The 21106-nt window shown below is 63.5% G+C and carries 23 protein-coding genes; 14 read left to right on the top strand and 9 right to left on the bottom strand.

Annotation, left to right across the window (positions count from 1 at the left end; genetic code table 11):
* Window positions 1-11 precede the first annotated feature (11 nt).
* The 3 genes from HB860_RS20530 to HB860_RS20535 all read left to right on the top strand — a co-directional run bounded on the left by HB860_RS20530 (window position 12) and on the right by HB860_RS20535 (window position 1710).
* Entirely contained in the window at window positions 12-992 is a 981-nt protein-coding gene (locus HB860_RS20530; protein WP_247627781.1) for an MDR family oxidoreductase, read from the top strand.
* Window positions 993-1064: 72 nt separating this feature from the next.
* Window positions 1065-1187 carry a hypothetical protein gene (locus tag HB860_RS22245; protein WP_080675028.1) on the top strand — a complete coding sequence of 41 codons (123 nt, stop codon included), beginning with the start codon at window positions 1065-1067 and terminating at the stop codon, window positions 1185-1187.
* Window positions 1188-1365: 178 nt separating this feature from the next.
* Window positions 1366-1710, top strand: coding sequence for a DUF2799 domain-containing protein (locus tag HB860_RS20535; RefSeq protein WP_139437792.1), 345 nt, complete (start codon window positions 1366-1368; stop codon window positions 1708-1710).
* A gap of 44 nt (window positions 1711-1754) precedes the next feature.
* On the opposite strand, the gene HB860_RS20540 is transcribed toward HB860_RS20535, so the two are convergent.
* Together HB860_RS20540 and HB860_RS20545 are read right to left on the bottom strand one after the other, a co-directional pair.
* On the bottom strand, window positions 1755-1925 hold the full coding sequence (locus tag HB860_RS20540; protein WP_005331100.1) for a hypothetical protein: 171 nt from the start codon (window positions 1923-1925) through the stop codon (window positions 1755-1757).
* 75 nt (window positions 1926-2000) lie between these two features.
* Window positions 2001-2435 (bottom strand): flagellar basal body-associated protein FliL, encoded by a 435-nt coding sequence (locus tag HB860_RS20545; RefSeq protein ID WP_139437790.1) that lies wholly within the window; start codon window positions 2433-2435, stop codon window positions 2001-2003.
* Between the two features lie 145 nt (window positions 2436-2580).
* Here HB860_RS20545 and HB860_RS20550 point away from each other — a divergent pair, with 145 nt between their 5' ends.
* Entirely contained in the window at window positions 2581-3132 is a 552-nt protein-coding gene (locus HB860_RS20550) for a chorismate--pyruvate lyase family protein (RefSeq protein WP_247627782.1), read from the top strand.
* Window positions 3129-3992, top strand: a complete 864-nt coding sequence (ubiA, locus tag HB860_RS20555; protein ID WP_247627783.1) for a 4-hydroxybenzoate octaprenyltransferase — start codon at window positions 3129-3131, stop codon at window positions 3990-3992. Before HB860_RS20550 ends, ubiA begins: the two co-directional genes overlap by 4 nt.
* 71 nt (window positions 3993-4063) lie before the next feature.
* On the opposite strand, the gene plsB is transcribed toward ubiA, so the two are convergent.
* On the bottom strand, window positions 4064-6487 hold the full coding sequence (gene plsB / locus HB860_RS20560) for a glycerol-3-phosphate 1-O-acyltransferase PlsB (RefSeq protein ID WP_247627784.1): 2424 nt from the start codon (window positions 6485-6487) through the stop codon (window positions 4064-4066).
* 204 nt (window positions 6488-6691) lie between these two features.
* On the opposite strand from plsB, the gene lexA reads away from it, so the two are divergent.
* From lexA to HB860_RS20580, 4 genes are all read left to right on the top strand, one after another.
* Window positions 6692-7318: a transcriptional repressor LexA gene (gene lexA, locus HB860_RS20565; RefSeq protein WP_025325267.1), complete on the top strand. Its 627-nt coding sequence runs from the start codon at window positions 6692-6694 to the stop codon at window positions 7316-7318.
* 459 nt (window positions 7319-7777) lie between these two features.
* The gene (locus HB860_RS20570) at window positions 7778-7987 is read left to right on the top strand and encodes a hypothetical protein (protein WP_247627785.1); all 210 of its coding nucleotides are present in this window, start codon (window positions 7778-7780) and stop codon (window positions 7985-7987) included.
* 214 nt (window positions 7988-8201) lie between these two features.
* Window positions 8202-8828 (top strand): SCO family protein, encoded by a 627-nt coding sequence (locus tag HB860_RS20575; RefSeq protein WP_139437782.1) that lies wholly within the window; start codon window positions 8202-8204, stop codon window positions 8826-8828.
* A gap of 28 nt (window positions 8829-8856) precedes the next feature.
* Complete coding sequence (locus tag HB860_RS20580; RefSeq protein WP_247627793.1) at window positions 8857-10215, top strand: MATE family efflux transporter; 1359 nt, start codon at window positions 8857-8859, stop codon at window positions 10213-10215.
* Window positions 10216-10264: 49 nt separating this feature from the next.
* Here the strand turns inward: HB860_RS20580 and trmL are convergent, their stop codons facing one another.
* The 3 genes from trmL to HB860_RS20595 all read right to left on the bottom strand — a co-directional run bounded on the left by trmL (window position 10265) and on the right by HB860_RS20595 (window position 12855).
* Window positions 10265-10729 carry a tRNA (uridine(34)/cytosine(34)/5-carboxymethylaminomethyluridine(34)-2'-O)-methyltransferase TrmL gene (trmL, locus tag HB860_RS20585; protein ID WP_247627786.1) on the bottom strand — a complete coding sequence of 155 codons (465 nt, stop codon included), beginning with the start codon at window positions 10727-10729 and terminating at the stop codon, window positions 10265-10267.
* An 81-nt stretch (window positions 10730-10810) separates the two neighbouring features.
* Complete coding sequence (locus HB860_RS20590) at window positions 10811-12166, bottom strand: ATP-binding protein (protein ID WP_247627787.1); 1356 nt, start codon at window positions 12164-12166, stop codon at window positions 10811-10813.
* The gene (locus HB860_RS20595; RefSeq protein ID WP_139437775.1) at window positions 12163-12855 is read right to left on the bottom strand and encodes a response regulator; all 693 of its coding nucleotides are present in this window, start codon (window positions 12853-12855) and stop codon (window positions 12163-12165) included. The genes HB860_RS20590 and HB860_RS20595 overlap by 4 nt, the downstream gene beginning before the upstream one ends.
* A gap of 86 nt (window positions 12856-12941) precedes the next feature.
* Between HB860_RS20595 and fieF the strand changes: the two genes are divergently transcribed.
* The 4 genes from fieF to HB860_RS20615 all read left to right on the top strand — a co-directional run bounded on the left by fieF (window position 12942) and on the right by HB860_RS20615 (window position 16387).
* Entirely contained in the window at window positions 12942-13853 is a 912-nt protein-coding gene (gene fieF, locus HB860_RS20600; RefSeq protein ID WP_205642766.1) for a cation efflux pump FieF, read from the top strand.
* Between the two features lie 8 nt (window positions 13854-13861).
* Entirely contained in the window at window positions 13862-14641 is a 780-nt protein-coding gene (gene cysE / locus HB860_RS20605; protein ID WP_025325275.1) for a serine O-acetyltransferase, read from the top strand.
* A 21-nt stretch (window positions 14642-14662) separates the two neighbouring features.
* A complete protein-coding gene (locus HB860_RS20610; protein WP_247627788.1) occupies window positions 14663-15943 on the top strand; it encodes a hypothetical protein in 1281 nt (426 codons plus the stop codon).
* A gap of 234 nt (window positions 15944-16177) precedes the next feature.
* On the top strand, window positions 16178-16387 hold the full coding sequence (locus tag HB860_RS20615) for a cell division protein ZapB (protein WP_025325277.1): 210 nt from the start codon (window positions 16178-16180) through the stop codon (window positions 16385-16387).
* 72 nt (window positions 16388-16459) lie between these two features.
* Here HB860_RS20615 and elbB read toward each other — a convergent pair whose 3' ends face one another.
* The gene (gene elbB / locus HB860_RS20620; RefSeq protein WP_247627789.1) at window positions 16460-17110 is read right to left on the bottom strand and encodes an isoprenoid biosynthesis glyoxalase ElbB; all 651 of its coding nucleotides are present in this window, start codon (window positions 17108-17110) and stop codon (window positions 16460-16462) included.
* 400 nt (window positions 17111-17510) lie between these two features.
* On the opposite strand from elbB, the gene polA reads away from it, so the two are divergent.
* On the top strand, window positions 17511-20267 hold the full coding sequence (gene polA / locus HB860_RS20625; RefSeq protein ID WP_247627790.1) for a DNA polymerase I: 2757 nt from the start codon (window positions 17511-17513) through the stop codon (window positions 20265-20267).
* Between the two features lie 91 nt (window positions 20268-20358).
* On the opposite strand, the gene HB860_RS20630 is transcribed toward polA, so the two are convergent.
* Together HB860_RS20630 and HB860_RS20635 are read right to left on the bottom strand one after the other, a co-directional pair.
* Window positions 20359-20889 (bottom strand): gamma carbonic anhydrase family protein, encoded by a 531-nt coding sequence (locus HB860_RS20630; protein ID WP_247627791.1) that lies wholly within the window; start codon window positions 20887-20889, stop codon window positions 20359-20361.
* Window positions 20874-21106 (bottom strand): hypothetical protein (locus tag HB860_RS20635; protein ID WP_247627792.1); only part of this gene is annotated, 233 nt, incomplete at its 5' end. The genes HB860_RS20635 and HB860_RS20630, both read right to left, overlap by 16 nt.

Consider the following 21106-nt stretch of genomic DNA (forward strand, 5'->3'; position numbering starts at 1 on the left):
GAGAGGCAAGCATGTTCAAGGCTCTGTTACTGGACAACCAAGATGGCAAGACCAAGGCAACTCTGACCCAGCTGGCCGAGAGCCAACTGCCGGCGGGGGAGGTGCGGGTGGCGGTGAGCTACAGCTCCCTCAACTACAAGGACGGGCTGGCCATCACCGGCAAGGGCAAGATAGTGCGCCAGTGGCCGCTGGTGCCGGGCATCGACTTCGTCGGCACTGTGCTGGAGTCGGCCGACAGCCGCTACCAGAGCGGTGACAAGGTGGTACTGACCGGTTGGGGCGTGGGGGAAGGACACTGGGGCGGCATGGCCGAACAGGCGCGGGTCAAGGCCGACTGGCTGGTGCCGCTGCCGGCCGGGCTGGATGAGCGCCAAGCCATGTGCATCGGCACCGCCGGCCTCACCGCCATGCTCTGCGTGCTGGCGCTGGAAGAGGCGGGCATAACCCCCGACAGTGGTGAGGTGCTGGTGACAGGTGCCGCCGGTGGAGTGGGCACCACAGCCGTCGCCCTGCTGTCTGCGCTGGGCTATCGCGTCGCGGCCCTGACCGGCCGTCCCGAGGAGCAGGGCGCCATGCTGACGGCGTTGGGTGCCAGCCGCATAGTGCCGCGCAGCGAACTGCTGGAGCCTGCCAAGCCGCTGGAGAAACAGCTGTGGGCCGGTGCGGTCGACACCGTCGGCAGCCAGGTGCTGGCCAAGCTGCTGGCCCAGATGAACTATGGCGGCGCCGTGGCCGCCTGCGGCCTGGCGGGCGGCTTCGATCTGCCCACCAGCGTCATGCCCTTCATCCTGCGCAACGTGCGCTTGCAGGGGGTGGATTCGGTGATGTGCCCGTTGGCGCGCCGTCAACTGGCCTGGCAGCGGCTGGCGCGGGATCTGCCTGCCAGCTTCTTCGCCCAGGCGGTCACCGAGATCGGGCTGGGGCAGGTGGTGGAGGCCGCCGAGGCCATCACCCAGGGTCGGGTGGCGGGGCGCACCCTGATCAGGCTCTGACCGGCACCACTGGCGAGCCCCATTTTTCTGGATAGACTTTGAAGGCCGGTGCACTATCCAAGGAGAATGAGCATGGGTACGCAGACGCCGGATTTCGAGCTCGACGATGAGTGGGAGCCGGAATCCTGGGAAGACGAGCTGGAGGAGCTGGACGACGAGGGCTGGCAGGACTATGACCCTCTCGACGATCAATGACTCCCTGTAACGCGTGCGGGCGGGCCTGGTGGCCCGCCCGATTTTTTGTGCGTTCGGCAGCATGCCCCTTGGTGGCCGGGCGAGGCTCTGGTTAGAATGAACTGCTCAAATGGCGCTGTGGGAAGAGGGATGCCCGTCAGGCCAGAGACGCCATAAACCACTCAAACAACGCCCAAGGATGATTATGCGCTCACTCGTCATCATGCTCTGTGCCACCCTGCTCGGGGGCTGTGTCTCCAACTCGGACGATCCCTGCGAAAAGGTGTGGAGCGACGTCGGGGAAGCCGATGGCAAGCTGGGGTTTGCCGACGACAGGGTGGCATTCCACCAGACCCAGTGCGGCGACAAGGTGGACGTTGCCATGTGGCAGCAGGGCCGCCAGAAGGGATTGGCCTGGTATTGCCGCCCGGAGCACCTCTATCTGGCCGGGCGATCGGGGGAGGAGTACCGCGGTGTCTGCCCCAATGACGTCCAGGCCCGCAGACTGTTTGCGCAGGGCCGTCAGGGCTGGACCGATCAATAGGCCCCCCCCTTCTTCAGACGCTTGAGCGGCAAGCTGCGGGGGACTTACTCCCCTTTCTCCTTCAGCCGTAGCGGCTGGCACAGGTACTCTTTGTCATTGGCGCTGCGGGCGCACTTGCCGCACACGAACTTGGGTTTGCGCAATATCTTGCGCAGTGTCTTGAGATCGGCGGGGATCTCGTGACGGCGCCATTCACACAGCGTCTTGTGGCCCATGACGATGACTTCCTCGACAGTGAATGGGAGCGGTAGGGAGAGCAGACTGCCGGTCGGCACCCTGCTCGCGGTTCATTACTGATAAAGATACTTGGTGAAGATGAGCTCGCGTACCGCCTTCTTGCCGGTCTCTCTGACCAGCAGTTCGTTGACCTTGGCCTCGCACTCCTTGCGCAGCTCTTCCCGGCTCACCAGGGACTTGATCTGGGCCCCCGTCTTGCTGCCAATCAGGCGGATGATGGCGTCGCGGATCAGGGGGTCGTGCTGCTCCAGCAACTTGAGATCGGCGGCGTTTTCGGCCATCAGCTCCACCGTCACCCGCACATAGCCCAGGGTTTTGCCGTCGCCGAGGTAGTTGGTGATGATGTCCGGATCCAGCGCGTGATAGGCGAATCCCGGCTGGACGGCGGCGGAGGCCGGATCGGCGGCCGCTTCCTCGTTGGCGAAGGCGTGGGTATTCAACAGGGTACAACCCAGGGATAACACCAGCAGAATTCTGAAGATCTTCATCTAGATGGCTCGGCAGCGACGGATGCCCCATTTTTGATGCTGCCATCGGGGCCGTCAAGCACGGATGTTCTTACAATTCGCCATTGATTTACGGATAATAAACGGGATTTTAACCTGACAACGGAAATCTCCGGATGGTGAAGCTGTGAAGTCCGAGTTGACTGTTCCCCTCATCCAGCTCGTCCCCTGGCGGGCACCCGCAGAGTGTGCCCCCCCCGAGGCACTGCGCCCCTGGTTGCTGGAGGCCGACTCCATGACCCGGCGCCTGCGGCGTTACAATAGTCACCTCTCGGTGCAACTGCTCGGCAATCGCAGCGTGTCGCTGGGAGCGGACGAGCAGACGCTGGTGGCCGTTGCGGATCCCGTGGGGATCTGCCGCGAGGTGATCCTGCACGGTGATGCCGGGCCGGCCATTCTGGGCTGGACCCTGTTTGCCGAGGCGGCGCTGCAAGGGAGCGGCCTGCAGGATCTGGGGGAGCAGCCATTGGGGGAGCGCATCTTCGGTGATGCACCGGCACGGCGCGATCACCTGCAACTGGCCTGCTTCGAGATCGCGAGCAATCCCTGGTGCCAGGCCGCCACCGTCTGGGGGCGCCGCTCCCGTCTCTATCTGGGGCAGTGGCCCTTGCTGGTCCACGAACTCTTCCTGCCCTCGCTATCGTCTCATTCGCTGCCATCGCATAAGGAGCTGGAGTGAAGCTGTTAACCAAGGAGCGGGGACTGGCCTATGTGCAGTTGGCCCGCATCGACAAGCCCATCGGCACCCTCTTGCTGCTGTGGCCGACCCTGTGGGCGCTCTGTCTCGCGGCGGGCGGCCTGCCGGATCCCTGGATCCTGACCGTGTTCGTGGTGGGGGTCTTCCTGATGCGCTCGGCGGGCTGCGTCATCAATGACTATGCGGATCGCAACTTCGACGGCCACGTGAAACGCACCGCCGGGCGACCGCTGCCCATGGGCCGGGTCGACGAACGGGAGGTGCTGATCCTGTTCGCCGTGCTGGCGCTCATCTCGTTCGCCCTGGTGCTGACCCTGAACCCGCTCACCATAGGCCTGTCGTTCGCCGGCCTGCTGCTGGCGGTCTGCTACCCCTTCATGAAGCGCTTCATTCCCATCCCGCAGCTGGTGCTCGGGATGGCGTTCTCCTGGTCCATTCCCATGGCCTATGCGGCCCAGGCCAATGCCCTGCCGCCCGTCGCCTGGCTGCTGTTTCTCGCCAACCTGCTGTGGACCATCGCCTACGACACCCAGTACGCCATGGTGGACAGGGACGATGACCTCAAGCTCGGGCTCAAGTCGAGCGCCATCCTGTTTGGCCGTCACGACAAGCGGATCATCGGCGTGCTGCAGCTGGCAACCCTGCTCATTCTGCTTCTGGTGGGTCAGCTGATGGCGCTGGGGTCCGGCTATTACTGGGGTCTGCTGGGGGCGGCGGCGCTGTTCGTCTATCAGCAGCGGCTGATCCGGGAGCGTCAGCGGGAGGCCTGCTTCCAGGCCTTCCTCAACAACAACTATGTGGGGGCCCTGGTGCTGTTCGGGGTGATCGCCCACTACCTGTGAGCAGCCCCTGTCGATAAAAAAGGCCGCATGATGCGGCCTTTTTGTTGCTCTGTGGCTGGCTCTTCTTGAGGTCAGAGCCGGTTGCCCGCCTGTATGGTGCGGCGGATCTTGTTGCTCAGCAGCGGCACTATGTTGTCGGCCAGGGCCTGGAAGCGGCCGAGATCCGGCTTGCAGCCCGGATCCAGATAGCCTTCGCTGCGCAGGGTGTGGATCAGGGTGCTGAACAGCTTCTGGTCGAAGAACTCGGGGGCGTTGATGCCGTGCAGGGTGCCGAGGCGCTCCGCCATCATCAGGCCGTCCGCCTCCAGCTGCTCCGCCTCTATGTGGGGCTGGGCCAGCACCCGGGTCAGCACTATGGCGTAGCGTTGCAGCGTCTCCTGAATGCTCTCGGCCAGCAGCAGCAGACGCATCTGGTTGCCCGGATTGACCCAGTAGCCGCCGTCGCGGGCCTCGATCAGCTGCTGGCGTTGCAGCTCGGCCAGCAGGGCATCGACCAGCTCCGGCAGCTCGTCCTCTTCGTAGCGCAGGAACAGCTCTGTCTTGAGCAGCGGGTAGATGTCGATGCAGCGGGCGACGATCTCGCCGCGGGAGATCCCCTCGCAGCGCTCGATCAGGGCCGCCACCAGGGAGGGCAGGGCGAACAGGTGGAGTATGTTGTTGCGGTAGTAGGTCAGCAGGATCGCCTGATAGCGATCGAGGCTGATGATCTGCCCCAACTTGTCCTCGCTCACCTCGAACTTGTTGAGCTCCATGGCCTGATCCAGCAGTGTCCTGGCATCCTCGTCCGGCATGGTGCTCTGGGGGCTGTAGGGCACCTGCTTGAGCAGGTCCAGATAGGTGTTGATCTGGGCTTGCAGCTCGTCCCGGGTCAGGGCATGGCGTTCGGCGGCCAGCAGCGCCAGGGCGCTCAGGGTCAGGCCGTTGACGGCGGCGGCATCGTTGATCCGGGTCATCAGCAGCTCGGCCAGCCGGTTGACGGTGGGGGCCATCCACTCCGGGCGCTCCTCCCGGCCTATGCTCTCCTTCCAGTGCGGCACGTGCTCGCCGAGGTAGCTGTTGAGGGTCAGCGGCTCGCCGAAGTTGACGAAGCCCCGGCCATAGTTGCGTAGCTTGCGCAGTATGCCGAGCACCTGCAGGAAGCTCTCCTTCTCCTTGCGGCTGCCCTTGAGCTCGTTGTGGTAGGTGTTCACCTCCATCACGTGCTCGTAGCCCAGATAGACGGGCACCAGGGTGACCGGCCTGTCCAGCCCGCGCATCATGGCCTGCAGCGTCATGGCCAGCATGCCGGTCTTGGGGGGCAGCAGGCGGCCGGTGCGCGAGCGACCCCCTTCGGTGAAGAACTCCACCGAGTAGCCCTTGGCAAACAGCAGGTTCAGGTATTCACGAAATACCGTGCTGTAGAGCGGGTTGCCCTTGAAGGTGCGGCGGATGAAGAAGGCGCCGCCGTGGCGGAAGATGGGGCCCGCCGGCCAGAAGTTGAGGTTGATGCCCGCCGCGATATGGGGCGGCACCATGCCCTGGTGGTAGATGACGTAGGAGAGCAGCAGGTAGTCCATGTGGCTGCGATGGCAGGGGACGTAGACTATCTCGTGCCCTTCCTGGGCGAGCTGGCGCACCTGCTCGGCACCGTTGACCGAGAGGCCGCGGTAGAGCTTGTTCCACAGCCAGCCGAGGAAGCTCTCCCCGAGCCGGATCAGCCGGTAGGAGAAGTTGGAGGCGATCTCGTCCATGTAGCCATGGGCGCGCTTCTGGGCTTTTTCGAGGCTGATCCCCTCCCGTCTGGCCTCTTCCTCGATGGCCTGCTGGATCACGCTCGACTCCAGCAACTGCTTGAACAGCAGGTTGCGGTTCGGCAGCTTGGGGCCGGTGGCCGCCAGCTGCTGGCGGCTGAAGTGGGTGCGGGCCACCCGCGCCAGCTTGTGGGCGATGGCCTCGTCGGTGCCGTGCTTGTCCGCCATGTAGCGCAATGAGAGCGGCGGTGAGAAGCGCACCAGGTTTTCGCGCCCTTTCAGGATCACGATCAGCGCCTTCTTGAGCCGGTTCGGGGCCAGGCTGCTGATGATGTTCCAGCCGGAGGCTTCCTCGCCTTCCCGGCCGGGGGCGCGCCCCCAGAACAGGGTGACGGGCACCACCTGGATATCCAGCTCGGGATCCTGCTTGTGCAAGTCCAGCAGCTGGTGGAACTCCTGCAGGAAGGGCAGCGGCTTGTTGCGCGTGCCAAACAGGGGAGGCGGACGATCCAGACAGACGTAGCGCGGCAGCAGCTGGCCACCCAGCTCCAGCGGCGTGAAGGGGCCGGGCAGGCCGAGATCCTCGCAGCACTGTTGCAGGGTCATCAGGTCGGTGATCGAGCTGGTTTTCAGGGCGTAGACGATGGGCCTTGCCGGATCCAGCTTGAGCTCCGTGATGGGATTTTCCGGCAGGCTCTTGTGATTGACCAAGCCACTGACCGGCCATTGCAGGATGGCTCTGGAAATGTTCTGTCCAAGGGACATGTGCGTCTGCTCTCCAAAAAAATGCGGCGTGAGCATAGCAAATCACCGACGGCTTGTCGCCGAGAGGTAGGATGAGTGCCTTTTCAGGATAGAAGGTGCGGGATTTTTGCGACAAGGTGGGGACAAATATCAGCAACGCCTTGCCTTGGCCACAGCACTGTATATACTGCCAGTGTGCTGTATAAAAAGACAGGTGCCTATGCTATGAAACCCCTTACCCCCCGCCAGGCTGAAGTGCTGGAGCTTATCAAGGCGAACATGAGCGAGACCGGCATGCCGCCGACTCGCGCCGAGATCGCCCAGAAGCTTGGCTTCAAGTCGGCCAATGCGGCCGAGGAACATCTGAAGGCCCTGGCCAAGAAAGGGGTCATCGAGATCATGCCCGGCACCTCCCGCGGCATCCGTCTGCTGCTCGAGGAAGAGGAGGCCGCGCCAGAAGAGAACGGCCTGCCGCTCATCGGCAAGGTCGCGGCCGGCGAGCCCATCCTGGCCCAGGAGCACATCGAGAGCCACTATCAGGTGGATCCCGCCCTGTTCCACCCGCGGGCAGACTTCCTGTTGCGGGTGCAGGGCATGAGCATGAAGAACATCGGCATCATGGATGGGGATCTGCTGGCGGTGCACAAGACCCAGGAGGTGCGCAACGGCCAGGTGGTGGTGGCGCGTCTCGATGAAGACGTCACCGTCAAGCGCTTCCAGCGCAAGGGCAGCCAGGTGTGGCTACTGCCGGAGAACGAGGATCTCTCCCCCATCGAGGTGGATCTCTCCAGCCAGCATCTGACCATCGAAGGGCTGGCGGTCGGGGTCATTCGCAACGCCGACTGGATGTAGCCATCGAACATGCCAAGGGGCCTCCTGCGGGAGGCCCCTTCGTTTGTGCGTTTTCCCCGATCTCCTTTCCTCCCCGATCCCCGCCATTGCCGCCGCCCGGATCCACCGCAAACAGTACCGCCACGCATCGTGCATTTCGGATATATCCTTTGAGAAGGCCCGCAGTGTCATGGCCGGATAACCGCCATGACCTTGAGTGTGCCGCCAGGTCAGCATGGGTAGCAGGGATGCATCACAGCTGGGGCGGTGCGGGACAGGGAGAGTCGTCAGGCAGCAGGACGACTCAATACAGTCAGTACGCGACGGTGCCTGGTCTGCCTCCCGATGGCAGTCACACTGGTCGGCGTGGCCTGTTGAGCAAGGAGGACAGGTATGGCTTCAAGCTCGCCGTGGGATCCGGGTCCGGCCGCAACCGCAACCCCCGCATCCTCCATCACCCGATTCATCAAGGGCAGTCGGATGACGTGGTTTTATGCGCTCTGGGTCTATCACAAGGGCGATGGCTGGACCATCTGGCTGGGGTGCCCCAAGGACAAGATTGTCCGCCTGGTTCGTCTGTTCCGCCGCCACCACGACATAGGTTTGCCAGATGCCCCTTGGACGGCCCCGGTCATTCCTCTGCACGCCACTATACGGCGCTCTCAGGGGCAGCGAAGACTGCGACCCTGAGCCCGTCCCCCGAACAGTGTGTGAGCCCCACCCGGTGTGGGGCTTTTCTTTATCCCCGCCATGGCCGGGAGATAGTGGTTGTCTCCTCCCTATGGGGCCCTTTCCTGACCGGGATCCGGACTCGGGACTAGGCAGAAACGGGGCCTGGCGGGTTACAATAGCCCTTCATTGGCCCCGCCATCTGGCTGGTTGAACTAGCAAGGTTCTGTTTTATATGGTTAAACCACGTTTTTCCCTGCTGTTGTTGCTCTTCGTCGGCAGCATAATGGCGGCTTATTACTGGAGCCAACCCTCCCTGCCTGCGCAGGCGGATTATTATCCGGTAGGGCGCGACATCAATCCCTTCACCCTCACGGATGGGGATGGGAAGCCCTTCACCGCCGCCAATCTGGCGGGGCACTGGACCTTCCTGTTCATCGGCTACACCTATTGTCCCGACGTCTGCCCGACCGCCCTGGCGGATCTGCGCTCCATCTACCCGGATCTGAAGAAGATCTCGCCCAGCAGCCAGGTGGTCTTCGTCTCGGCGGATCCCCAGCGGGATGACAGCGCCCGCCTCAAGAGTTACACCGCCTTCTTCCATCCGGAGTTCAAGGCGGCGACCGGCCCCCACCGCGCCCTCTTCCCCCTGGTGCGCAACCTTGGCCTCGTCTATTCCATCGTGGAGAGCGAACGCAAGGATTACCTCATAGACCACTCGGCCTCGATCGTGCTGATCAGCCCCGAGGGCAAGCTGGTGGCCATGTTCCGTCCCAAGGTGGCCCCGGGTGAGGTGCCTCATGTGGACATGCAGACCATGGTCTCCGACTTCGCACGCATAGTGCGGCTGGCCGACGAGTGAGCCGCCGGCGCAGATCGTGCCCAGCTTGATGCCGTCCTGGCTGAGGGATCCCCGCCGCCACAGGGCCGTGTTTGCCCTGGCCCTGCCCATGGTGTTCTCCAACGTCACCACCCCCTTGCTCGGCCTGGTGGACACCTGGGTGATCGGTCATCTCGGTCAGGCCTGGTTCCTCGGGGGCGTCTCGGTCGGGGCAACCCTCATCAACCTCCTGTTCTGGCTGCTCGGTTTCCTGCGCATGTCCACCACTGGCCTGACTGCCCAGGCCCAGGGCGCTGCCAGCGCCGAGGGGCAGCTGGACACCCTGGCGCGGGCGCTCGGCCTCGCCGTCGGGCTGGGGCTGGCCCTGCTGTTGCTGGTGCTGCCTTTCTTGCCGGCCATCATAGGGCTCAGCGGGGGATCCCCCGAGGTGCAGGTCTATGCCGGCGACTATGTCTCGGTGCGGATCTGGAGCGCCCCGGCGGCCCTGTGCAACCTGGTCATCATGGGCTGGCTGCTGGGCATGCAGGATGCGCGCAGCCCCATGCTGCTGCTGATCCTGAGCAACCTGGTCAACATGGTGCTGGATGCCTGGTTCGTGCTGGGGCTGGGCTGGCAGGTCAGGGGGGTGGCTGCCGCCTCTCTGCTGGCGGACTACTGCTCGCTCGGGGTGGGGCTCTGGCTGGTGAGCCGCCGCCTGCGCCATCTCCCGTCCGAGGTGTGGCAGGGCGCCTGGTCGCGCTGGTGGCGATGGCCCGCGGTGCGGCGGCTGCTCGGCCTGAATCGGGACATCTTCATCCGCTCCCTCTGCCTGCAGCTCTGTTTCGCCTTCATGACCCTGCAGGGGGCCAGGCTGGGGGATGTGGCGGTGGCCGCCAATGCGGTGCTGCTCAACTTCCTGATGCTGATCTCCTACGGGCTGGACGGTTTTGCCTACGCGGTGGAAGCCATGGTGGGGCGTGCCATAGGACGGCGGGACAGGCAGGGGCTGCGGGAGGCCATCGTCCTCAACCTGGGTTGGGCCTTGCTGATCGCCTTCGCCTTCGCCCTGGGGTTTGCCCTGGGGGGGCGGCAGCTTATCGCCCATATTACCGACATCCCTGCGGTGATCGCCGAGGCGAACCGCCAACTGCCCTGGCTCATCGCCATGCCCTTGCTGGCGGTCTGGTGCTTCCTGCTGGATGGGGTCTTCATCGGGGCCACCCGGGCTCGCGAGATGCGCAACAGCATGCTGGTGGCGGTGTTTGCCGGCTTCTTCCCGATCTGGTGGCTGTGCCAGGGGTGGGGCGTGGCGGCCTTGTGGGCCGCGATGGCGGCGCTGATGACAGGGCGGGGCCTGACTCTGGGCTGGCTATGCTGGCAACTGGAGCGTGACGGCCGCCTGCTGGGTCAAGGCCGGGAACCCGCCTGACGGGGTCTCATGGTCGGCACCGCCTCTGAGGGCGCCGCGCCGACGGAGGCTAGAGAGATCCCTCATAGCCGAACTGGCGCCAGCTCTCGTAGACGAAGACAGCGACCGCGTTGGCCAGATTCATGCTGCGGCTCTGGGGCAGCATGGGAATGCGCAGCCGCTGCTCGAACGGCAGGCTCTCGATGATCTCCGCCGGCAATCCGCGGCTCTCAGGCCCGAACAGCAGGGCATCCCCCTGGGCGAACTGCGCCGCCGAATGAGCGGTGCGCCCCTTGGTGGTGCAGGCGAATACCCGCTTGGGGGCCACGGCCGCGAGAAAGGCCTCATAGCTCGGCCAGCGCTTCACCTCGGCAAACTCGTGATAGTCGAGCCCGGCCCGCTTCACCCGCTTGTCATCCCAGGCAAAACCCAGGGGCTCTATCAGGTGCAGCCGGTAGCCGGTGTTGGCACAGAGGCGGATGATGTTGCCGGTGTTGGGCGGGATTTCCGGTTGATAGAGCACTATGTCGAGCATGACGGGATCCTGATGCGGGGCTGGGGTGGTGCGAAACGGGCGCCAGCATACCCAGCGCCCGTGCCGATGAAAAGGGGTGGCTCACACCATGGGCAGGCGTATGGTGATGACGAGCCCGGTCGGATGATTGTTGCTGGCCTTGATGGTGCCGCCATGACGCTGGATCGCCTCGGCGGCGATGGCGAGACCGAGACCGGTGCCCCCTGTCTTGGCGTTGCGGGCATCGTCCACCCGGAAGAAGGGCAGGAACAGCATGGGCTGCTGCTCCACCGGCACGCCGGGGCCGTCATCCCTGATGGTCATCACCCACTCCCGTCCCTCCTGATACCAATCCACCTTGATGAACTCGCGGGCATATTTGAGCGCATTGCGCAGCGGGTTCTCCAGGGCCCTCGCCAGCAGCTCGGGCCACATCCGCAGCGACTCGGTCGGCAGCGGTGGCAGCCTGAGCTGTTTGCCGTTCTGGTTGGCCTCGAACATGGCGTCGTCCAGTATGGGCTCCAGCAGATCCGCCAGCGGCAGGGTCACCGGGGCCTCCACGTGCTGCTGGACCCGGGACAGATCCAGCAGATCCCCGATCAGCTTGTCGAGCCTGGCTATTTCGCTCTCGATCCGCGCCAGCTCCGAGCTGTCCCCCTGCTTGCGGCGGATCAAGGCCTGCGCCAGCTGAATGCGGGTGAGGGGGCTGCGCAGCTCGTGGGAGATGTCTGACAGCAACTGTTTCTGCTTCTGGATCATGCGCTTGAGAGTGTCCACCATGTGGCTGACATGATCCGCCAGCTGACCTATCTCGTCCCGTCGTCCCAGGTTGGGGATCCGCGTCTCCAGCTTGCCCTGCGCCAGCTGGGAGACCGACTGCTGCAACTGCAGTATGGGGCGGGTCAGCCGCCAGGCCAGCAGCAGGCAGAGGGGGGTGCTGACCAGCATGGCGATGCCCAGGATCTGGATGGGGTGATCCAGGATCTGGATGAACAGGAACAGATAGGAGTTCTCGACGTTGAGCCCGAAGTAGACGTGATAGCTCTGGCCGTGGTGCTGCATCAGGAAGGGGCCGGCGATGGCCCGCTGGTGCTCGCTGCCCAGCATGGGCCTGGCCGGGTCGTCGGCATCCAGCATGAAGCGGATCACGAACTTGCTCAGCCGGGTGGTGGATTGCATCTGGCCCTTGGCATCGCGCAGGTAGACGTTGTCCACCGGCAACAGTCCGGCCGTCGTGATGGCCTGCTGCAGATCGAAATCCTGGTGCGGATCGGCACCGGCCTGCAGTGCCCGCAGGTTGTTGTTCATCCTGGCCATCTCGTGCTCGGGCAGGGGTATGGTGTTGCGGGGATCCAGGGTGGGCAGTGTCACCACGGCGGCCAGCACGAGCAGCAGCATGAACCAGAACCAGAGAAATATCTGGGTGGAGAGGCCATTGAAGGTGCGGGCCGTTTTCATGCCTGCTCCAGCCAGAGGTAGCCTCGGCCACGCACCGTCTTGAAGCGGGGCTGGCCATCGCTGCGCTCAGGCAGCTTCTTGCGCAGGTTGCTCAGGTGCATGTCGATGGCCCGATCGAAGGGCTCGAGCTTCTTGCCAAGCACCTGCTCTGACAACAGGTTCTTGCTGACGATCTGGCCCGGGCTGCGCAGCAGGCACTCCAGCAGGCCGAACTCGGTGGCGGTGAGCTCCAGCAGCTGATCGTCGCAGCGGGCCTGCTGCAGGCCGGGTTGCAGCACCAGATCCATGAAGCGCAGCTCGTCGGATGCGCCGCGCTGGGGGGAGGGATGCTGGGTGCGGCGCAAGATGGCGCGCACCCGCGCCAGCAGCTCTCTGTCGTCGAAGGGCTTGGCCAGATAGTCATCGGCCCCCGCTTCGAGCCCGTTGACCCTGTCCTGGCTGTCGCCCCGGGCGGTCAGCATCAGCACTGGAGTGTCGTGGGTCTTGCGCAGCCTGGTCAGCATGGCGAACCCGTTGAGTCTGGGCATCATGACGTCCAGCAGCACCAGATCGAATGCCTGCTCTGCCAGCCGCAGCAGCCCCTCCTCCCCATCCTCGGCGACGGTGACGTCAAACCCTTCCAGGGTCAGGATTTCGGTGAGCAGCTGGGTCAGTTCGAGATCGTCGTCGACCAGGAGTATTTTGTTCATTCGGGGTCACTCCGTTGATTTTGCGCGCCAAACTGACGTTCGGGTCAGGGTATAATAGGTTTTTACGCGTCAGAGGAAAGCCGGTTTTGAGCCACCAACACTATTCCCGCTGGGTCACCCTCGCCAGCACGGCGGCGGTCGTCACCGCCACCCTGCTGATCCTGGGCAAGCTGATCGCCTGGTTGATGACGGACTCTTCCAGCCTGCTGGCATCCCTCACCGACTCCTTCATGGATGTGAGCGCCTCCATCATCAACCTGCTGGCCATTCGCTACGCGCTGGCGCCGGCCGATGAGGAGCACCGCTTCGGCCACGGCAAGGCGGAGTCCCTGGCGGGTCTGATCCAGTCGGCCTTCATCTCGGGCTCTGCCCTGCTGCTGATGATGCACGGCATCTCGTCGATGCTGAACCAGGTTCCCGTGGTGCGGCTCGAGGCCGGGATCTGGGTCAGTGCCGGCTCCATCCTGCTGACCCTGCTGCTGGTCAGCTTCCAGAGCCTGGTCATTCGCAAGACCAACAGCGTGGCCATCAAGGCCGACATGCTGCACTACCGCTCGGACTTGCTGCTCAACGCCGGTGTCCTGGTGGCGCTGGTGCTGGCGGGGCAGGGGTGGTACTGGGCCGATGGCCTGTTCGCCATCCTGATCGGTCTGTTCCTGGTGTGGGGAGCCGTCCAGATCGGCTACGAATCGGTACAGGCCCTGCTCGATCGTCAGTTGCCAGAGGAAGAACAAGCGAGAATAATGGCGCTCTGCTGTGCCGTAGAGGGGGTGCATGGCGTACATGATCTGCGCACCCGTCAATCCGGACCGACCCGCTTCGTGCAGTTGCATCTGGAGCTTGACGATCAGCTCCCCCTGGTCAAGGCCCATCAGATAGCCGACGAGGCTGAACTGGCGGTCCGCCAGTCCTTTGAGCGGATGGATGTGATCATCCACATGGACCCCATCTCGGTGCTGACAAAAGAACAACAAGGCACTCACCCTGAACAACAGTAGGCTGCAACATGGATGATCTGGTTGCCCAGACGTGGCAAAAAATTCAGCAGGAAGCGCAGAGCATGGCGGCCCAGGAGCCCATGCTGGCCAGCTTCTTTCACTCCACCATTCTCAACCACAGCGATCTGCGCTCGGCGCTGAGCTTCCAGCTCGCCAACAAGCTCGACAGCACCACCATGCCGGCCATCGCCCTGCGGGAAGTGATCGAGCTGGCCCTGCGCAGCGAACCCGAGTTACTGGCCGCGGTGGCCGCCGACATCTGCGCGGTGCAGGACAGGGATCCCGCCGTCGACCTCTTCTCGACGCCGCTGCTCTACCTCAAGGGGTTCCATGCCCTCCAGGGCTACCGGGTTGCCAACTGGCTGTGGCGCCAGGGGCGTCGCTCGCTGGCGCTCTACCTGCAAAACCAGATTTCCGTGGTGTTCGGGGTCGACGTGCACCCGGCCGCGCGGATCGGCAAGGGCATCATGTTTGACCACGCCACCGGCATAGTGGTCGGTGAGACCGCAGTGATCGAGAACGACGTCTCCATCCTGCAGAGCGTGACCCTGGGAGGCACCGGCAAGGAGAGTGGCGACCGTCATCCCAAGATCCGGGAAGGGGTGATGATAGGGGCGGGCGCCAAGGTGCTCGGCAACATCGAAGTGGGGGTCGGCGCCAAGATAGGGGCCGGCAGCGTGGTGATCAATCCGGTGCCACCCCACACCACGGTCGCCGGCGTGCCCGCCAAGATAGTGGGCCGACCCGAGTGCGACAAACCCTCCCTGGACATGGATCAGTGTCTCTGATCCCCTGACCGAGGCCGCTGTATGGTCAAGCGCTGGTCAGGCTATCTGATCCTGGGGATGTGGCTGCTCAACCTGCTGCACCTCTATCTGGGATTCTCCCCCTGGCCGGCCGCTGTCGCGGCCTGGGCCGCCTCCCTGCTCACCTGGCCCTGGCTGGTGGGCGCCGCCCGTCGTCAGGCGCTGGCGCTCTACGGGGCGGCGTTGCTGCTGCTGCTCTTCTCCTGGTGGCGCGGCGCCAGCCTCAGCCCCGGAGACTGGCTGCTGCCCAACATCAACATGCTCACCATGTTTGCCGCCGTCAGCACCCTCAACCTCGCCACCTCGGGTCTGCTGACCGGCACCGCCTCCTGGTCCGGGCGCAAGGGGTTGTGGAGCACCATGGCCAGCCTCAATCTGCTCGGTGCCGTCATCAACCTCTCGGTGCTCTTCATCATCGGCGATCGGCTGGAGCGCAATGGTACCCTTGAACGGCGCCAGGTCATGGTGCTGAGCCGGATCTTCTGCGCCGCGGCCTTCTGGTCCCCCTTCTTCGTCGCCATGGCGGTGGCGCTCACTTACGCCCCCGGCCTGCAGCTCTCCCAGATTTTGCCGTTTGGCATCCTTGCCGCCCTGCTGGCCATGGGTCTGACGGCCTGGCAGGTGGAGCGGCTCGGGGTGGCGGACTTTGCAGGTTATCCCCTGAGGCTGCAGACCCTGGGGTTGCCGGTGACCCTGGCGCTGCTGGTGCTGCTGATCCACCGGCTCTGGCCCGGGCTCAGCATCCTGGCGGTGATCGCGCTGGTGGCCCCCTTGCTGGCGCTGCTCTTCATGCCAAGCCAGGGGCGCGGGGCGGCCCTCAAGCGGCAGGTGGTGGAGCGTTTCCCCGCCATAGGCGGCCAGCTGGTGCTGTTTCTCGGGGCTGGCCTGCTGGCTGCCGGCATCAACAGTGCCCTCTCTGTCATCGACTTCGGTGCGGGTCACGGCCTGCCGCTGTTCAACCACTTCGGCTGGCTTGAGGCATCCCTCACCCTGCTGCTCATCTTCCTGGTCGCCATCATAGGTGTGCACCCCCTCATCAGCATCTCGGGGGTGGCCCCCTTGCTGTGGCCGCTGTCACCGGATCCCAGTCTGCTCGGCATGTGCTTCCTGCTGGGGTGGGGGCTCGCCACCGGCACCAGCCCGCTCTCCGGCTCCAACCTGGCGCTGGCCTCCCGCTACAACCTGAGCGCCGGGCTGCTGCTGCGCTGGAACCTGCTCTACGGGCTGCTGATGTACGGGGTGGCCTGTCTGTTGATGGGGGGCTTCATCGCCCTGCACGGCTGATGCCGGCGGCGGGAGAGGAGGCTGTTAGCAGGGGCCGTGACGCCGCGGCGAGCGTCCCGGATCGCGGTTCCTGCTGCCTGCGAGAAAAACCGACGCATATTTAAGCAATACCGGCACGGAGGGCGCATTTTGCAACGCGCTGGCTTGTTTGTGCCGAGCGCATCAGGGTATGCTGGCTTCACGCGCTTGAATCGCCCCCTGTGGGGCATCGCAATTGAACATACAGGTATGCATATGTCACTAGAAGTCCTTGAGCAACTCGAATCCAAAGTACAATCCGCCGTCGACAACATCTCCCTGCTGAAAATGGAGCTGGACGAGCTGAAAGAGCAGAACAACAAGCTGCAAGACGAGAACCATCAGCTGCGCAACGAACACGTTGCCTGGCAAGAGCGTCTGCGCGCCCTGCTGGGCAAGATGGACCAGATGGGCGATGCCATCTGATCCCGTCTTGACTGACTGGAATGAAAGCGGGCCGCTCCTTGAGCGGCCCGCTTGTTTTGGCAGGGGAGGGGATCACAGGGCCAGCAACTGCCTGACCGTCTTCTCGATGCCGTCGGCGGCCTCGACGATGTTCTGTGCCAGCATGTAGGCCGGAGTCGAGATCACCTTGTGTTCCTGATCCACCACGAACTCGCTGACCGGGCAGTTGAGATGGCTGCCCCCCATGGCCTCGATGGCATTGGCGGCGCCCTCGTCATGGCCTATGGTGGCCAGGGTGCCGGCGCCATAGATGAGGGGTATCATGGCCGGTGCTATGCAGATATAGGCCGCCGGTTTACGGGCTTCGGCAAAGCTCTGGCAGGCTTTCAGCACATCGGGCTGGATCTGGCAGTTGGCGCCCTGGACGGCGAAGTCGCACAGATTCTTGGCGGCGCCAAAGCCGCCGGGCACCAGCAAGGCATCGAAATCGGCCGCATCCAGCTCGGCCACATTCCGGATCTGGCCGCGGCAGATGCGGGCAGCCTCGACCAGGACGTTGCGGCTCTCCCCCTCGCTCACCTCGCCGGTCAGGTGGTTGATGACATGCAATTGAGGCACGTCGGGCGCGAAGCACTGGACGGTGGCGCCCTGACGGGCCAGAGCCAGCAGGCTGATGACGGCTTCATGGATCTCGGCGCCATCAAACACGCCACAGCCACTCAAGATCACGGCCACTTTTTTCATGGCAGACTCCTCGTTGTTGAAAATGTGAGCCAGGGTAGATTGTTGTACTTTTGTATGGTTATCGTTCGGCCTCCACTGGTCAAGTCATCTTGCTGTGCTAGGATTGTTTCGTTTTGGATCCTGCCTCGTTGACCCCCTTGAATTTTTTTCCACATTGATCGAGATCATGATGAAGGCGTCATGGTTTGTTTTTACGATCTCAATGCGCTGTTTTATATGTGTTTTTTGTTTTTAATCCACAACTTTGCCACCATGGTACAGCCATGAGTCCATTTTTGAGCACAGAGTTATCCACAGGTCATGGGGCGGTTCGTGGCACCAATGGGAGGGGGTCAGCCCCTTGGTGTGCCGCGGGCCCTGTGGCATCCTAGCGACTGTTTATTCCTGGCAGGACGATTTCATGGCCCCTAGCAATCCCCTTATCTTGGTCGACGGCTCTTCATATCTTTACCGCGCCTTCTTCGCCTCCCAGCAGGCCGATCTGCGCACATCGACCGGTTTGCCAAGCGGCGCCGTCCGGGTGATGGCCAACATGATGCGCAGCCTGCGCAAGCAATACCCCGACTGCCATGTGGCCGTGGTGTTCGACGCCAAGGGCAAGACCTTCCGTGACGACATCTACCCCGAGTACAAGGCGACCCGCGCCAGCATGCCGGACGATCTGCGCAGCCAGGTTGCCCCCATCCATCAGATGATCAAGGCGATGGGCTTCCCCTTCCTGATGGTCGAAGGGGTCGAGGCCGACGACGTGATCGGCACGCTCGCCCGCCAGGCGACCGAGAAGCAACTGCCCGTGCTCATCAGCACAGGCGACAAGGACATGGCGCAGCTGGTCTCCGACCATGTCACCCTGATCGATACCATGAAGGATGTGAAGACCGATCGGGAAGGGGTGATCGAGAAGTTCGGCGTGCCCCCCGAGCTCATCATCGACTACCTGGCCCTGATGGGGGACAAGGTGGACAACATTCCCGGCATGGCAGGGGTGGGCGAGAAGACGGCCCAGGCGCTGTTGCAGGGGATAGGCAGCATCGATCAGATCGCCGCCAACCTCGACAAGGTCGCCGCCCTCGGCTTCCGTGGCTCCAAGACGTTTGCCGACAAATTCCGCGAGCAGGAGGATCAGGTTCGCCTCTCCTACCAGCTGGCGACCATCAAGACCGACGTCGAGCTGGAGCAGAGTCTCGAAGAGCTGCTGCTGGGCCCGATCGATAAGGAGTCCCTGCTGGCGGTCTACCGGGAGTACGAGCTGCGCAACCTCATCAAGGAGCTGGAGTCCGGTGGCGAAGAGAGCGCCGGACAGGAAGAGGCCGCTGATGACGCTGCTGCTCCCGCTGCCGCCATCGAGACCGACTACAGCTGCATTCTGGAGGAGGCCGAGTTCGACGGCTGGCTGGCACAGTTGCAGGCGGCACCACTGTTTGCCTTCGACACCGAGACCACCAGTCTCGACTACATGGAGGCGAGAGTGGTCGGCGTGTCGTTCGCCATCGAGCCGGGCAAGGCGGCCTATGTTCCCTTCGGCCACGACTATCTGGGGGCGCCAACCCAGCTGACCGAACAGCAGGTGCTGGGCAAGCTCAAGCCGCTGCTGGAAGATCCGACCCGCCTCAAGGTGGGCCAGAACCTCAAGTACGATCGCAATGTGCTGCAGAATCACGGCATCGATCTGCAGGGCATCGCCTTCGACACCATGCTCGAATCCTATGTGCTCAACTCCACCGCCAGCCGCCACGACATGGACTCCCTGGCCAGCAAGTACCTCGGGGTCGAGACCATCTCCTTCGAGGACATCGCCGGCAAGGGGGCCAAGCAGCTCACCTTCAACCAGATCGAACTGGAGCAGGCCGCGCCCTATGCGGCGGAAGATGCCGACATCACCCTGCGTCTGCACCAGACCCTGTGGGGCGAACTGAGCAAACAGCCTGAGCTGGCCAAGGTGTTCACCGAGATCGAACTGCCCCTGCTGCCGGTGCTGGCACGGATGGAACTGCTCGGGACCACTATAGATCCCAAATTGCTGCACCAGCAGAGCCAGGAGATCGAAGTACGTCTGGCGGAGCTGGAGCGGGAAGCGCACGAGCTGGCCGGGCAGGAGTTCAACCTCTCCTCGCCCAAGCAGCTCGGCGAGATACTGTTCGTCAAGCTGGGGCTGCCCATCCTCAAGAAGACCCCCAAGGGGGCCCCGTCCACCGCCGAAGAGGTGCTGGCGGAATTGGCGGAGACCTATGATCTGCCGCGCCTGCTGATGGAGCACCGCGGTCTGGCCAAGCTCAAGTCCACCTATACCGACAAGCTGCCGCTGATGATCAAGCCCCAGACCGGGCGGGTACACACCTCCTACCATCAGGCGGTGGCGGCGACCGGCCGGCTCTCCTCCACCGATCCCAACCTGCAGAACATCCCGGTGCGCAACGAGCAGGGGCGCCGGATCCGGCAGGCCTTCATCCCGAGCGCCGGCTACAAGCTGGTGGCGGCGGATTACTCCCAGATCGAGCTGCGCATCATGGCGCACCTCTCCGGTGACCAGGGCTTGCTGACCGCCTTTGCCGAGGGCAAGGACATCCACAAGGCGACCGCCGCCGAGGTGTTCGGTGTGGCACTCGAGGCGGTGACCACCGACATGCGCCGCAGCGCCAAGGCGATCAACTTCGGCCTCATCTATGGCATGAGTGCCTTCGGTCTGGCCAAGCAGCTGGGGATCGGCCGTGCCGAGGCGCAGAAGTACATGGATCTCTACTTCGAGCGCTATCCGGGCGTGCTGGAGTACATGGAGCGCACCCGCCAGCAGGCGGAAGCCCAGGGCTATGTCGAGACCCTGTTCGGTCGTCGCCTCTACCTGCCGGACATCAAGTCCCGCAACGCCGGTCTGCGCAAGGCGGCGGAGCGGGCGGCGATCAACGCCCCCATGCAGGGCACGGCCGCCGACATCATCAAGCGCGCCATGATCGCCGTCGATGGCTGGATCCGGGGCATTACCGATGGCTCCATCCACATGCTGATGCAGGTTCACGATGAACTGGTGTTCGAGATCCGCGAGGAGAAGCTGGAGGAGTACATCGCCCTCATCAAGGAGAAGATGTCCGCGGCGGCCGAGCTGCACGTGCCGCTGGTGGTGGAAGCCGGGACCGGCGACAACTGGGATCAGGCCCACTGATCCCGATCACAGTGATTGGCTAGCTATATAAGCAGAGAAGCCCGGCGCATGCCGGGCTTCTTGTTTTTGTTATCTGTCTGCCTCAAGCCTCTTACAGATACTCATCCTTGAGCAGGACATAGTTGTCGGCCGAGGTCTTTAGAAAGGCAATCTCTGCTGGCTTGAGCGGCCGTGCCTGCTTGACCGGGTTCCCCATATAGAGGAAGCCGGATGCGAGCCGCTTGCCCGGTGGTACCAGAGAGCCGGCGCCTATCATCACATCATCCTCGACGACCACCCCATCCAGCAGTATGGCCCCCATGCCGACCAGTACCCGGTTGCCTATGGTGCAACCGTGCAGCATGGCTTTGTGGCCCACAGTGACGTCTTCCCCGATCAGCAGGGGATAACCATCGGGATTCGCGGCGCTCCTGCGGCTGAGGTGCAGAACGGTGCCGTCCTGCACATTGCTGCGGGCGCCGATACGGATATGGTTCACATCCCCCCGTGCCGCCACCAGGGGCCAGATGCTGGCATCGTCGCCGAGCACTATGTCTCCCACCAGGGTGGCGCAGGGGTCCACATATACCCGTTTGCCCAGTTGCGGGCGTTTTCCTTTATAGGATCTCAGTCGCAAGTCCATCTTGGCCTCCTCAATTTTCTGGCCATTCTAGCAATCCCGAGCCCGTTTCTGTGGATAAGTTTGTACAAAAGCTGTGGTTGGCTATGAATAACTAGAGAAAGGCCTATTTTTGAAGATTTATTGCCACTTTTTGCAAAAATGGGCTTGCCAGAAAGTTTCAGCTCCCTATAATGCGCCTCCATCGACAGGGCAAGCGGCAACGCAGAAAACCAAGTCG

The sequence above is a fragment of the Aeromonas genomosp. paramedia genome (assembly GCF_023093515.1).
In the GTDB taxonomy this organism is placed as follows: domain Bacteria; phylum Pseudomonadota; class Gammaproteobacteria; order Enterobacterales; family Aeromonadaceae; genus Aeromonas.

What these genes read in the sequence shown, in the direction of transcription:
- HB860_RS20530 (WP_247627781.1), top strand. Translation starts at nt 12, where the DNA reads ATGTTCAAGGCTCTGTTACTGGACAACCAAGATGGCAAGACCAAGGCA.
- HB860_RS22245 (WP_080675028.1), top strand. Translation starts at nt 1,065, where the DNA reads ATGGGTACGCAGACGCCGGATTTCGAGCTCGACGATGAGTGGGAGCCG.
- HB860_RS20535 (WP_139437792.1), top strand. Translation starts at nt 1,366, where the DNA reads ATGATTATGCGCTCACTCGTCATCATGCTCTGTGCCACCCTGCTCGGG.
- HB860_RS20540 (WP_005331100.1), bottom strand. Translation starts at nt 1,925, where the DNA reads ATGGGCCACAAGACGCTGTGTGAATGGCGCCGTCACGAGATCCCCGCC.
- HB860_RS20545 (WP_139437790.1), bottom strand. Translation starts at nt 2,435, where the DNA reads ATGAAGATCTTCAGAATTCTGCTGGTGTTATCCCTGGGTTGTACCCTG.
- plsB (WP_247627784.1), bottom strand. Translation starts at nt 6,487, where the DNA reads ATGTCCCTTGGACAGAACATTTCCAGAGCCATCCTGCAATGGCCGGTC.
- lexA (WP_025325267.1), top strand. Translation starts at nt 6,692, where the DNA reads ATGAAACCCCTTACCCCCCGCCAGGCTGAAGTGCTGGAGCTTATCAAG.
- HB860_RS20570 (WP_247627785.1), top strand. Translation starts at nt 7,778, where the DNA reads ATGACGTGGTTTTATGCGCTCTGGGTCTATCACAAGGGCGATGGCTGG.
- HB860_RS20575 (WP_139437782.1), top strand. Translation starts at nt 8,202, where the DNA reads ATGGTTAAACCACGTTTTTCCCTGCTGTTGTTGCTCTTCGTCGGCAGC.
- HB860_RS20580 (WP_247627793.1), top strand. Translation starts at nt 8,857, where the DNA reads ATGCCGTCCTGGCTGAGGGATCCCCGCCGCCACAGGGCCGTGTTTGCC.
- trmL (WP_247627786.1), bottom strand. Translation starts at nt 10,729, where the DNA reads ATGCTCGACATAGTGCTCTATCAACCGGAAATCCCGCCCAACACCGGC.
- HB860_RS20590 (WP_247627787.1), bottom strand. Translation starts at nt 12,166, where the DNA reads ATGAAAACGGCCCGCACCTTCAATGGCCTCTCCACCCAGATATTTCTC.
- HB860_RS20595 (WP_139437775.1), bottom strand. Translation starts at nt 12,855, where the DNA reads ATGAACAAAATACTCCTGGTCGACGACGATCTCGAACTGACCCAGCTG.
- cysE (WP_025325275.1), top strand. Translation starts at nt 13,862, where the DNA reads ATGGATGATCTGGTTGCCCAGACGTGGCAAAAAATTCAGCAGGAAGCG.
- HB860_RS20610 (WP_247627788.1), top strand. Translation starts at nt 14,663, where the DNA reads ATGGTCAAGCGCTGGTCAGGCTATCTGATCCTGGGGATGTGGCTGCTC.
- HB860_RS20615 (WP_025325277.1), top strand. Translation starts at nt 16,178, where the DNA reads ATGTCACTAGAAGTCCTTGAGCAACTCGAATCCAAAGTACAATCCGCC.
- elbB (WP_247627789.1), bottom strand. Translation starts at nt 17,110, where the DNA reads ATGAAAAAAGTGGCCGTGATCTTGAGTGGCTGTGGCGTGTTTGATGGC.
- polA (WP_247627790.1), top strand. Translation starts at nt 17,511, where the DNA reads ATGGCCCCTAGCAATCCCCTTATCTTGGTCGACGGCTCTTCATATCTT.
- HB860_RS20630 (WP_247627791.1), bottom strand. Translation starts at nt 20,889, where the DNA reads ATGGACTTGCGACTGAGATCCTATAAAGGAAAACGCCCGCAACTGGGC.